Raw genomic sequence first — 11,043 nt, 5'->3', positions numbered from 1 at the left:
GCGCTCAGGCTGGCTTTTTCTGCTCCCACAAAGGGTCAGGCTTCCTGCGGGATCCTATCTGCTACCAGCGCCAGCGCCGCTTCCAGCACGCGTACGTCTGCACCCGGCTTATGCGCGTTTTCACTCAGATGGCGACGCCACTGACGCGCACCAGGAATGCCCTGGAACAGGCCGAGCATATGGCGCGTAACGTGGCCAAGATAGGTGCCCTTCGCCAGTTCCGCCTCGATATAGAGATACATGCTGCGTACCACCGCAACCGGATCCGCGGCTGGCGCGTCACGGCCGAACAGCTCGCGATCGACCTGCGCCAGCAGGCCCGGATTCTGGTAGGCTTCGCGTCCCATCATCACGCCATCGAGATGCTGAAGATGCGTTTTGGCCTCTTCCAGCGACTTTACGCCACCGTTGATGGCGAGAGTCAGCTGCGGGAAATCACGCTTTAGCTGATAGACGCGCGGATAGTCGAGCGGCGGAATTTCACGGTTCTCTTTCGGGCTCAGGCCGGAAAGCCAGGCTTTACGCGCATGGATGATAAAAGTGTCACAGCCGCCGCGCTGCGCGACGGTGCCGATAAAATCGGTCAAAAATGCGTAGCTGTCCTGCTCGTCGATGCCGATGCGGGTTTTTACCGTCACCGGAATCGACACCACCTGACGCATGGCGTCGATGCACTCGGCCACCAGCGACGCTTCCGCCATCAGGCAGGCGCCGAAGCGTCCGTTCTGGACGCGATCGGAGGGGCAGCCGACGTTGAGGTTGACCTCATCGTAGCCACGCTCTTCCGCCAGCTTCGCGCACTGCGCCAGCGCTGCCGGGTCGCTGCCGCCAAGCTGCAGCGCGACCGGATGTTCCGCCTCGCTGTAGGCCAGGTAGTCCCCCTTGCCGTGAATAATGGCGCCGGTGGTCACCATTTCGGTGTAGAGCAGCGCGTCGCCGGTCAGCTGACGATGGAAATAGCGACAGTGTCGGTCGGTCCAGTCGAGCATCGGCGCGATGGAAAAACGTTGCGGGGAGAAAGAATTGCTCATGAAGCGCAGAAAATCCGTATAAGGGTGATGATAATCTGCGCAATGATAGCACATTAACAAGGTGCCGGGCGACTCTGCGTCGCCCGGCCTAAGGACGGCTGCGAATCGGCCGATCAGAAGTTAAACCCGAGCTGCATCATTGCGCCCCAGGTATTGTTGTCGCCGACCGAACCTGCCAGATCCAGATGCACCGCGTTGTTGAACGGCGACACGCCGAAACCGGCGGTGAAGACGTTTTCGTCGTTGGATTTCATATCTGCGCGGTAGCCAGCGCGCAGCGCCAGCCAGTCCAGCACGCGGTATTCGCCGCCGACGCCAGCGTACTGGCTGCTCTCTTCCGATTTAAAGCGTTTCGTTTCGGTAAGATCGACATCCAGCGCCGCGGTAAAAGGTCCACTGTTCCACGACAGGCCAGAGGTCACTAGCGGACGGATCTGATAGGTGTCGCGATAACCGTTAGTCTCTTTCGTTTTCAAATCGCGCGACACCAGGTTCTGTCCGGTGACGCCCAGCGTCCAGCTGTCGCTCAGCGGCGTCGCTAAGCCAGCGTCGACGTTAAAGCCGGTGTTATCGCTGCGGTAGCGGCTGCCGTTGAGGTCGTTTTTATCGTAGTTGTAGATGCTGGCGGTGTAGTTATAGAGCCAGGTTTTCTGAATCTTCGGCGTGACGCCGATCGAAACCGGATGCCCCGCCACGCTGAACTCGTGCGCAACGGCGATGCCGTAGTCAGTGACCAGCGCCGCCAGTCCGTTTGCGCTGGAGCGCAGATTATTCTGGTCGCCCGGTACGGGGATCACGGTACCGTTCGCCACGCCGTCGAGATAGGCGATGTCGCTCTGCGCCACGTTGGCGCGCAGGTGCACCGTGCCGTACGCCTTGGTGATAAAGGCAAAGGGCAGCGTTTCGTTGGGAACGGTTACCGCCAGCGCAACGCCCGCCGTGCCGTTGGCCTTATTGCCGCGCAGGTCGCGCAGCTGGTTCGCCACGTCTCGCGACGCCGTTTTGAGCTGCGGATAGCCGTTAAGGAAGTCACGGAAGGTCAGGCCATTGATGACGCCACGATAGCGGTCAACGGTGTCGCTGATGTCATCAACCTTATCGACCATCTTGTCTTTATCGGTAATCTGCAGGCCAGCAGAAGGAAAAATAATGCCGACGTTATCGTCCGGCTGCGCACGCGTCATCAGCGCCGGGTTCGCCAGCACGGCGGAGCTCCACTTAGAGGAGGCAACGCCGGTACCGCCCATCGCATCGTTGCGCGCGTCATACCAGGTCCCCGCGGCCATCGCAGAAGAAGAGATAAAGAGCGCGTTTAAAACAGCAGGATATAAAAGCGCAGAGCGCCGGGAAATTTTGTTCGCCATTTGTCTGCCATCACCTTGATCAGGAAAACATTCATCATCGGAATTTGTCGTTAGCGCTATTGTGAATCCTGGCTAACGGTTCATTGCTGTGAATTGAGTCGAAACAGCACTGTTATTCGCCGAATTGGATGTTTTAGCTACAAATCGGCGCTTTTATTATTTAGCGGGGTAGTCAAAAAGGATATTAAGGCCAGCCGTTGCTTAAGGCCTCATGAACATTAGTGCTTAACCTGGTGAGTTGTAAAGTAAAACGCTATTTTTGTGAGTTAATATCTCAATGAGGGTGGCACTGATTAGCATCACTGAGAGAACGTTATCTACCCTTTGCCAGCCTAATGCATTGATATTAATAGATCATGACAGGGATTAGGCTGAACGCGCGCAACCAAAGCGCAAGTGCGTCTGCTGTGATAAGATAACATCTCGTTTTCAGCGGAGAATCACCATGTCGACAATGACGCCAGAAAAAATCATGACGCAGGCGGAAAAGCTCTGCCTGCAACGCGGCGTGCGGCTGACCGCGCAGCGCGCTGAGGTGTTACGTCTGATGGCGGCGCAACATGGATCGATTAGCGCTTACGACCTGCTGGATCAGTTACGCGCCAGCGAGCCGCAGGCAAAACCGCCGACGGTTTATCGCGCGCTCGATTTCTTACTGGAACAGGGATTTATCCATCGCGTGGAGTCGAACAATAGCTACGTGGTTTGCCATCACTTCGAGGCACCGGCACATACTTCGGTGATGCTGATATGCGAGCGCTGCGCGGCAGTCACGGAAAAGCAGGCGGAGGGCGTCGAGAATATCATCGCCGATCTGGCTGGCGAGGCACGCTTTACGCTACGGCACAGCGTGATTGAAGCGCATGGTCTCTGTACACGCTGTGCGGAAGTCGAGGCCTGTACGCATCAGGATAGCTGCAGTCACGATCATGAGTCTGAAGGGAAAAAGCGCGGAAAAAGAGGGTAAGCGGCACATCCCTGTGCCGATCGCTAAGGTGAATCCTGAGCGAGGAGATTACCAGCGGTAATCTTTATTCTGGGTTTCCCAGTCTGAGACTTCTTTCTCTGCCTCATCCTTAGCGTAACCGTAGCGTTCCTGAATTTTGCCGACGAGCTGATCGCGTTTGCCTTCGATAACCTGCATGTCATCGTCGGTCAGCTTGCCCCATTTTTCTTTGAATTTACCTTTGAACTGCTTCCAGTTACCGCTCGCTTCGTCTTTATTCATTTTAGACCTCCACGTCATCCTTAGTTTTACATACCACCGCATAGCGGCAGTACGACAATACAAAGCGCTGCTGTATCGCGCTGTTGTAAGATAATTATAGTAGACGAATCGGCAAGTGGCGGCTAAATACAGAATAATCTGTCAGGCGCAGCGCACTACGACTGGCGCAGTGCGCATAAATTAACTTTGAAACCAGCGGTTTAAGCGCCATTCATGCCGCCAGATCAACCAAAGCGAAACGCCACGCAGCGCAAGAAAAACCGTTACCGCCAGCCATAAGCCGTGATTGCCTAGCCAGGGGAGAGTCAGCAGCGTCAGGAAGTAGCCAAGCGCGGCCATCGCCATACTGTTACGCATTTCGCGTCCGCGCGTTGCGCCGATAAACAGGCCGTCCAGCAGATAGCACCATACGCCCGCCAGCGGCAGAACGATCTGCCAGATAAGATAGCGATCTACCAGCTGCCGCAGGGAATCCAGCGACGTCAGCATCGACACAATAGCGTCGCCGCTCGCCGCGTAGATGAGCGCAAAGGCCAGTGCGACCATACCCGCCTGTCGGCAGGCAGCGTGCCATACCGACAGCAGCCGTTCTCCATCGCGTGCGCCATAGGCCTCGCCAGAGACAGCTTCCACTGCATAAGCGAAGCCGTCGAGCGCATAGGCGGTAAAGGTGATGAACATCAGCAGCACGGCGTTAGCGGCGACAATCTCCGGCCCCAGCCGTGCGCCAATAAGCGTCAGTGAAGCAAAGCAGAGCTGCAGCAGCAGCGAGCGCAGCATAATGTCGCGATTGAGGCGCAGCAGGCGGCTGATATCCCCGCGCCAGCTCGCTTTTAACATCGCAATCGAGATGCCGCGCAGCTTCAGCACGCGCCACACCATCGCCAGTCCGACCGCCAGCGTGACATACTCGGCCAGCGCCGTGGCGCTCGCTGCCCCTGCCACGCCCCACTTCATCCCGAGCACCAGCCAGAGATCGAGCAGAATATTGACCGCGTTGCCTACCACCAGCAGCACGACCGGCGCACGGGCGTACTGCACGCCCAGCAGCCAGCCGAGGATCACCATGTTCGCCAGCGTCGCCGGTGCGCTAAGCCAGCGGATATTGATAAAGATGGCGGCCTGCGCCTGCACCTGTAGATCGCCGCCCGCCAGCCGACCTGTCAGCACGCTAAGCGGCTCGCGCAGCAGGATAAACAGCAGGCCCGCAAGCAGCGCCATCAGCAGCGGCTGCGTCAGGGCGCGCGCCAGCGCCTGCGTATCGCGTGCGCCGAAAGCCTGCGCGGTGATGCCGGTGGTGCTCATGCGCAGAAAGAGTAAAAGCATGAAGACGAAGCTGGTCGCGGTCGCGCCAATCGCTACGCCGCCAAGATAAACCGGGCTGTCGAGATGGCCGATAACGGCGGTATCCACCAGGCCAAGCAGCGGCACGGTGATATTGGAAAGAATCATCGGCAGCGCCAGCCGCCAGAGTTGTCGATCGTCAGCAGAGAAGAGACGCATCAGCCGGTCCATGCCTGAAAACGTAAAAAGAAGCGAGGCGGCCCCGGCGCGGCGTCAGCCACAGGAGGCGCGTGAAAAGATTATCGTACAGACGCCTGACGAAGGGATACAGGCGTCTGAAGGCCAGCGGTCAGAGCCACTCGCCGTTGCGCACTACGCCTACCGCCAGACCTTCGACGGTCAGCGACTGCGTGCGAGTGTCGACGACAATCGGTTCGAAGTCGTTGTTTTCCGGCAGCAGATGAACCACAGTGCCCTGCTTTTTCCAGCGCTTTACCGTGACTTCATCATCAATGCGCGCCACCACAACCTGACCGTTACGCACATCCTGCGTTTTATGCACCGCCAGCAGATCGCCATCCATAATGCCAATATCTTTCATCGACATACCGGCGACGCGCAGCAGGAAGTCAGCAGAAGGCTTAAACAGGTCGGGGTCAACTTTATAGTGGGTTTCAATGTGTTCCTGCGCCAGCAGCGGCTCACCGGCGGCGACGCGGCCGATTAACGGCAGGCCGTTGGACTCTTCCTCTTCCATCAGCAGGCGAATGCCGCGTGATGCGCCGGAAACGATTTCAATAACGCCTTTACGCGCCAGCGCTTTGAGGTGTTCTTCAGCGGCGTTAGGGGAACGGAACCCCAGCTGCGAGGCGATCTCCGCACGCGTTGGCGGCATGCCCGTCTGGTTGATATGGTCGCGAATCAGGTCATAAACCTGTTGCTGCCTGGTGGTTAATGCTTTCATCCCGCCCCCTGGTTGTTTATACAGTCGCTGTGAGTATATACAGGTATTGGTGAAATGAAAACCAAAACCCAGGGAAATAACAGCCGTTTGGGCAATAATGGAAAGGCTATCGCAAATGGGTCCAGAGCAGCGCGATCCAGACAAACAGTGCCAGTATGATAGCGATCAAGACGGCGGCGGAACCCATATCTTTCGCCCGCCCCGCCAGCGGATGACGCTCCTGGCCGATACGGTCAACTACCGCTTCAATCGCGCTGTTAAGGATCTCAACAATGATCACCAGCACGACCGAGCCGATCATCAGAATGCGCGCGACGGTGTCGACATCCAGCCAGCAGGCGATCGCGATCGCGACAAGGGCGGCCGTGGCTTCCTGACGAAACGCGGCCTCATGCTGCCAGGCGGCGCGTAGCCCTTGCCACGAGTAGCCTGCCGCTTTCACTATCCTGAGTAAACCGGTGGTATGACTTGCCATTGCGAGGGAACCCTTTTAGTTGTTTGACGTCAATGTCTGGGCCAGGTGCGTTTGGCACCACCACAGATCTTCGCAGCACTTTCTGATATGCTTGCGGCGCTTTGCTAACAAGAGGCTTCATGTTGTCTATGTCAGGTTGGCGTAAACTTTATTATAAATTGTTGAATTTACCACTTTCTATTCTGGTAAAAACGAAGGCTATTCCGGGCGATCCCGTTTCCGAACACGGACTCGATCCGACGCGGCCGATTATGTACGTGCTGCCATACGATTCCAAGGCGGATTTGCTGACGCTGCGCCAGCAGTGTCTGAAGCATAATTTGCCCGATCCGCTCTCGCCGCTGGAAATTGACGGTGCGCTGCTGCCGCGCCACGTGTTTATCCACGACGGCCCGCGCGTATTTCCCCATTTTGGGCCGAATACGGAATCGGTGAAAATTTTTCACGAGTACCTCGATCTGCATCGCAACAATCCTCAGCTCGATATTCAGATGCTGCCGGTATCGGTGATGTTCGGCCGCGCGCCTGGCCGCGAGGTTCAGGGTGACGATACGCCACATCTGCGCGAGCTTAACGGGGTTGAGAAGTTTTTCGCCATTATCTGGCACGGCCGGGACAGCTTTGTGCGCTTTTCCCCAACGGTTTCATTGCGCTGGATGGCGACGCAGCACGGCACCGATAAATCGATTGCGCAGAAACTGGCGCGCGTGGCGCGAATTCATTTTGCCCGCCAGCGATTAGCCGCAGTCGGCCCGCGTCTGCCAGCGCGTCAGGATCTTTTCAACAAGCTGCTGCAGTCCAAGGCGATTGAAAAAGCGGTGGAAGACGAGGCGCGCAGTAAAAAGCTTTCCCATGAGAAGGCGCAGCAGAACGCCGTCGAAATGATGGAGGAGATCGCCGCAGACTTCTCTTATGAGGCGATACGCGTCACCGATCGCGTGATGGGCTGGCTGTGGAGCCGTCTCTATCAGGGCATCAACGTCAACGGCGGCGAACGCGTACGCCAGCTGGCGGAAGATGGCCATGAGATTGTCTATGTGCCCTGCCACCGCAGCCACATGGATTACCTGCTGCTCTCCTACGTGCTGTATCACCAGGGTCTGGTGCCGCCGCATATCGCCGCGGGCATCAACCTGAATTTCTGGCCAGCCGGCCCGATCTTCCGCCGCCTGGGCGCGTTCTTTATCCGCCGCACCTTTAAAGGCAATAAACTCTACGCCACCGTGTTCCGTGAATATCTCGGCGAGCTCTTCAGCCGCGGCTACTCGGTCGAATATTTCGTTGAGGGTGGGCGCTCACGTACCGGTCGTCTGCTCGATCCGAAAACCGGCACGCTGGCGATGACGCTGCAGGCGATGCTGCGCGGCGGCAAGCGACCGATTACGCTGGTGCCGATCTATATCGGCTATGAGCACGTCATGGAAGTGGGCACTTACGCCAAAGAGCTGCGCGGCGCGGCAAAAGAGAAAGAAGGCTTTATGCAGATGGTGCGCGGCCTGCGTAAGCTGCGCAATCTGGGCCAGGGCTACGTTAACTTTGGCGAACCGCTGCCGCTGGTGAACTACCTCAATAAGCAGGTGCCAGAATGGCGCGACGCCATTGACCCGATTGAACCGCAGCGTCCCAGCTGGCTGACGCCAACGGTGAACGATATTGCGGCGCGCCTGATGGTACGCATCAATGAGGCAGGCGCCGCCAACGCCATGAACCTGTGCGTGACCGCGCTGCTCGCCTCACGTCAGCGCTCGCTAACCCGCGAGCAGCTGATTGAGCAGCTGGAGTGCTATACCGAGCTGCTGCGCAACGTGCCCTATTCTCCGGAATCGACCGTGCCGCCACTGTCAGCGGAAGCGCTGCTAAACCATGCCATGAGCATGAATAAGTTCGAAACCGAGCAGGACAATATCGGCGATATCATCATTCTGCCGCGCGAGCAGGCGGTGCTGATGACCTATTACCGCAACAATATTCACCATATGCTGGTGATGCCGTCGCTGATCGCCGCCATTATTCAGCAGCATCCAAACCTGAGTGAAGGCGAGCTGCTGCGACAGGTGCGGCTGATCTACCCGATGCTGAAAAGCGAGCTGTTCCTGCGCTGGGAAATCGACGCGCTGCCGGCGCTGCTGAGCGCCCTCTGTCAGGAGCTGGCGCGTCAGGGGCTGATTACCCTGCAGGATGGCCAGATGCGCCACACCGCCGCGCGTTATCGCACGCTGCAGCTGCTGGCTGCGGGCATCCGCGAGACGCTGCAGCGTTTCGCCATCACCTTCTCGATCCTCAGCGCGAAGCCAACCATCAACCGCGGCACGCTGGAGAAAGAGAGCCGTATGCTGGCGCAGCGTCTTTCGGTGCTGCACGGCATCAATGCGCCGGAGTTTTTCGATAAGGCGGTGTTTACCACGCTGGTGCTGACGCTGCGCGACGAGGGGTATATCAGCGACACCGGCGACGCCGACGTCGAGCGTACGCAGGCAACCTGGCATATTCTGGCCGACCTGGTGACCAGCGACGTGCGGCTGACCATCGAAAGCGCGGTGGCGCACGAGTAGCCCGCCGCGGGCGCAAAAACCAGGGGCGACAGAGATGTCGCCCTTTTTTTCAGGCAGCTCCACGGGTTGATAAGCGGGAGAGAGGGACCGAAGAGCAAAGCGTCCCGCGACAAGGATGTCGCGGGCCGAGCCGGCAGGGATGCCGCTTTTTGCGTCTTTGCGATCGGGCCCTCTCTCCCGCGCTGGCACCTTGCCAGCAGACGCAAAAGGCGACAAATTTGTCGCCTTTTGCTGTTAAAACAGCTGGCTAAACGGCGGCGTATTCAGCACTACGCCGATAAACACCATCAGGCCGACATAGTTATTGTTGAGGAAGCCCTGAAAGCAGGCGTCGCGCTCGCGGCCAACGATTAGCTTTTGCTGGTAGAGAAACAGCGCGGCTGCACCGAGCAGCGACCAGTAAAAGAAGGCGTTAAGCTGCATCAGCAGGCCCACCAGCGCCAGCAGACCCAGCGTTGCGAGCTGCAGCAGGCCGATAATCAGCTTGTCGTAACGTCCGAAAAGAATCGCCGTTGATTTGACGCCAATCTTGATATCATCGTCGCGGTCGACCATGGCGTACTGCGTATCATAGGCGACGGTCCAGCAGATGTTTGCCAGGAATACCAGCCAGCATTCTAATGGTAAGGACTCACTAACCGCAGCCCAGGCCATTGGAATTGCCCAGCCGAACGCCGCGCCTAACACCACCTGCGGCAGATGGGTATAGCGCTTCATAAAGGGATAGCACCAGGCCAGCGCCAGCCCGCCGAGCGAAAGCAGAATCGTCATCAGGTTCATGGTCAGCACCAGCGCGAACGCCAGCAAGCCCAGCAGCACAAACAGGATTTTCGCCTCTTTCTCGCTGACCGCGCCACTGGGCAGCGGACGCCCCGCGGTACGCTTCACGAAGCCGTCGACCTTGCGGTCGGCAAAATCGTTAATCACACAGCCCGCTGCGCGCATCACAAACACGCCGAGCACAAACACCACCAGCACCGGCAGCGGCGGCACGCCCATATCCGACAGCCAGAGCGCCCACAGCGTCGGCCACAGCAGCAGCAGCGTGCCGATCGGTTTATCAATACGCATCAGGCGGCTATAGGCCTGAAACTTGCTCATCTGTACGCTTTTTTCCACGTTTAGTCATCCTCAGGCCAGGTCGCGATAGAGCGGCGAGGCGGGTAAAAACAGTTCGGTTAGCAGTAGCGGCTTGCCTGACAGCCGCAGGCGCGAGCGACGTCCCCAGAGTGCGCCGATGTTGCCCGGTTCGATAAAGTCGCGGCTTAAGGTTGAAGAGGAGAAGAGATAGCGGCCAAGCGGTCGCGTGCCCAACTGTTGCAGCATCAGCTCCGGGCCGTTGAGCGTGCTCTCCGGCACCAGCGTGCGGCCGATAAGCCAGGGCTCGTCATCGCCGCACAGCACGATCTCGCGCAGCCAGAAGCGCGCATCGTCCGGCAGAAGCGCCCTTTCGTCGGTGAGCTCATCGGCGTTGATAAAGCCTTCGCGCATCGGCCGCACCGTCACCTGCCGACAGTGCTGCTCAAAGCGGCGCGTCATGGAGTCCTCCTCCATTAGCCAGTCCAGCAGCGGCGCAGTCAGCGTCGGATGCGTGGATGGCAGCCAGTTGAGCGCGCGTAATAAGCTGAGCGCCTCTTGCGACATATCACCACTCCCGTCAATTTTGAGGGCAACAGTGTAGCGCAGAGGCGCGGCGGGCACACCTGGCGACGCTTATTCGCGCTTGAGGCGGTTGCTGTTCGCCAGCCACAGGGTCACCACCAGAATCAGGATGGCGCCGGAATAGCAGAGCGTATCGAAGGGATTTTTATGGTCGACGATAATCAGCCGAATGATCGCCGTAATGCCGATGTAAACAAAATAGCGCAACGGGAAGTGATAACCGGACTGGAAGTATTTGACGATCAGCGCGATAAATTCAAAGTAGAGGAAATAGATCACAATCCCCTCAATCAACAGATAAGAGGAGGCCTGTTCCCCAACGTTCAACAGCACGTTAGCAAGATGCAGGGTCTCTTTGCCCAGAAACACCGCCAGAATAACCGCCAGCGCCAGCAGTCCCAGGTTCAGCACCCATTGCAGCGCCAGTGCGATGTACTGACCGCCAGTGGGTTTAACGTTCATGATTTGCCTCGATAATGCCTT

General features: G+C 58.1%; 11 protein-coding genes. 2 read left to right on the top strand and 9 right to left on the bottom strand.

Annotated elements, in window-relative coordinates; genetic code table 11:
* Positions 1 to 35: 35 nt before the first annotated feature.
* On the bottom strand, positions 36 to 1,031 hold the full coding sequence (dusA, locus tag Q9R34_RS20545) for a tRNA dihydrouridine(20/20a) synthase DusA (protein WP_485896174.1): 996 nt from the start codon (positions 1,029 to 1,031) through the stop codon (positions 36 to 38).
* Positions 1,032 to 1,144: 113 nt separating this feature from the next.
* Positions 1,145 to 2,395: a conjugal transfer protein TraF gene (locus tag Q9R34_RS20540; RefSeq protein ID WP_485896172.1), complete on the bottom strand. Its 1,251-nt coding sequence runs from the start codon at positions 2,393 to 2,395 to the stop codon at positions 1,145 to 1,147.
* A 445-nt stretch (positions 2,396 to 2,840) separates the two neighbouring features.
* On the opposite strand from Q9R34_RS20540, the gene zur reads away from it, so the two are divergent.
* A complete protein-coding gene (gene zur / locus Q9R34_RS20535; RefSeq protein ID WP_485896170.1) occupies positions 2,841 to 3,362 on the top strand; it encodes a zinc uptake transcriptional repressor Zur in 522 nt (173 codons plus the stop codon).
* A 48-nt stretch (positions 3,363 to 3,410) separates the two neighbouring features.
* Here the strand turns inward: zur and Q9R34_RS20530 are convergent, their stop codons facing one another.
* The 4 genes from Q9R34_RS20530 to Q9R34_RS20515 form a co-directional block, all read right to left on the bottom strand.
* On the bottom strand, positions 3,411 to 3,623 hold the full coding sequence (locus tag Q9R34_RS20530) for a CsbD family protein (protein ID WP_033749146.1): 213 nt from the start codon (positions 3,621 to 3,623) through the stop codon (positions 3,411 to 3,413).
* Positions 3,624 to 3,803: 180 nt separating this feature from the next.
* On the bottom strand, positions 3,804 to 5,126 hold the full coding sequence (dinF, locus tag Q9R34_RS20525; protein ID WP_485896167.1) for an MATE family efflux transporter DinF: 1,323 nt from the start codon (positions 5,124 to 5,126) through the stop codon (positions 3,804 to 3,806).
* Positions 5,127 to 5,256: 130 nt separating this feature from the next.
* The gene (gene lexA, locus Q9R34_RS20520; RefSeq protein ID WP_371242798.1) at positions 5,257 to 5,871 is read right to left on the bottom strand and encodes a transcriptional repressor LexA; all 615 of its coding nucleotides are present in this window, start codon (positions 5,869 to 5,871) and stop codon (positions 5,257 to 5,259) included.
* 106 nt (positions 5,872 to 5,977) lie between these two features.
* Positions 5,978 to 6,346 carry a diacylglycerol kinase gene (locus Q9R34_RS20515; RefSeq protein ID WP_434124152.1) on the bottom strand — a complete coding sequence of 123 codons (369 nt, stop codon included), beginning with the start codon at positions 6,344 to 6,346 and terminating at the stop codon, positions 5,978 to 5,980.
* A gap of 128 nt (positions 6,347 to 6,474) precedes the next feature.
* Between Q9R34_RS20515 and plsB the strand changes: the two genes are divergently transcribed.
* Positions 6,475 to 8,898, top strand: a complete 2,424-nt coding sequence (gene plsB, locus Q9R34_RS20510; RefSeq protein ID WP_485896178.1) for a glycerol-3-phosphate 1-O-acyltransferase PlsB — start codon at positions 6,475 to 6,477, stop codon at positions 8,896 to 8,898.
* A gap of 234 nt (positions 8,899 to 9,132) precedes the next feature.
* Here plsB and ubiA read toward each other — a convergent pair whose 3' ends face one another.
* The 3 genes from ubiA to psiE form a co-directional block, all read right to left on the bottom strand.
* Complete coding sequence (ubiA, locus tag Q9R34_RS20505) at positions 9,133 to 9,999, bottom strand: 4-hydroxybenzoate octaprenyltransferase (protein ID WP_485896176.1); 867 nt, start codon at positions 9,997 to 9,999, stop codon at positions 9,133 to 9,135.
* 30 nt (positions 10,000 to 10,029) lie between these two features.
* Positions 10,030 to 10,542, bottom strand: coding sequence for a chorismate lyase (gene ubiC, locus Q9R34_RS20500; RefSeq protein ID WP_434124151.1), 513 nt, complete (start codon positions 10,540 to 10,542; stop codon positions 10,030 to 10,032).
* A 69-nt stretch (positions 10,543 to 10,611) separates the two neighbouring features.
* Positions 10,612 to 11,022, bottom strand: coding sequence for a phosphate-starvation-inducible protein PsiE (psiE, locus tag Q9R34_RS20495; protein ID WP_033749140.1), 411 nt, complete (start codon positions 11,020 to 11,022; stop codon positions 10,612 to 10,614).
* Between the last annotated feature and the right edge of the window lie 21 nt (positions 11,023 to 11,043).

This window comes from Enterobacter sp. BRE11, assembly GCF_031844285.1.
Taxonomy (GTDB): Bacteria; Pseudomonadota; Gammaproteobacteria; order Enterobacterales; family Enterobacteriaceae; genus Pantoea.
Note: the sequence above shows the minus strand (reverse complement) of the source record. Positions and strands in the feature narration are given on the sequence as shown.

Coding starts and splice junctions, on each gene's coding strand:
- Q9R34_RS20530 (WP_033749146.1), bottom strand. CDS start 3,623: ATGAATAAAGACGAAGCGAGCGGTAACTGGAAGCAGTTCAAAGGTAAA.
- zur (WP_485896170.1), top strand. CDS start 2,841: ATGTCGACAATGACGCCAGAAAAAATCATGACGCAGGCGGAAAAGCTC.
- Q9R34_RS20515 (WP_434124152.1), bottom strand. CDS start 6,346: ATGGCAAGTCATACCACCGGTTTACTCAGGATAGTGAAAGCGGCAGGC.
- ubiA (WP_485896176.1), bottom strand. CDS start 9,999: ATGAGCAAGTTTCAGGCCTATAGCCGCCTGATGCGTATTGATAAACCG.
- dusA (WP_485896174.1), bottom strand. CDS start 1,031: ATGAGCAATTCTTTCTCCCCGCAACGTTTTTCCATCGCGCCGATGCTC.
- plsB (WP_485896178.1), top strand. CDS start 6,475: ATGTCAGGTTGGCGTAAACTTTATTATAAATTGTTGAATTTACCACTT.
- ubiC (WP_434124151.1), bottom strand. CDS start 10,542: ATGTCGCAAGAGGCGCTCAGCTTATTACGCGCGCTCAACTGGCTGCCA.
- Q9R34_RS20540 (WP_485896172.1), bottom strand. CDS start 2,395: ATGGCGAACAAAATTTCCCGGCGCTCTGCGCTTTTATATCCTGCTGTT.
- dinF (WP_485896167.1), bottom strand. CDS start 5,126: ATGCGTCTCTTCTCTGCTGACGATCGACAACTCTGGCGGCTGGCGCTG.
- psiE (WP_033749140.1), bottom strand. CDS start 11,022: ATGAACGTTAAACCCACTGGCGGTCAGTACATCGCACTGGCGCTGCAA.
- lexA (WP_371242798.1), bottom strand. CDS start 5,871: ATGAAAGCATTAACCACCAGGCAGCAACAGGTTTATGACCTGATTCGC.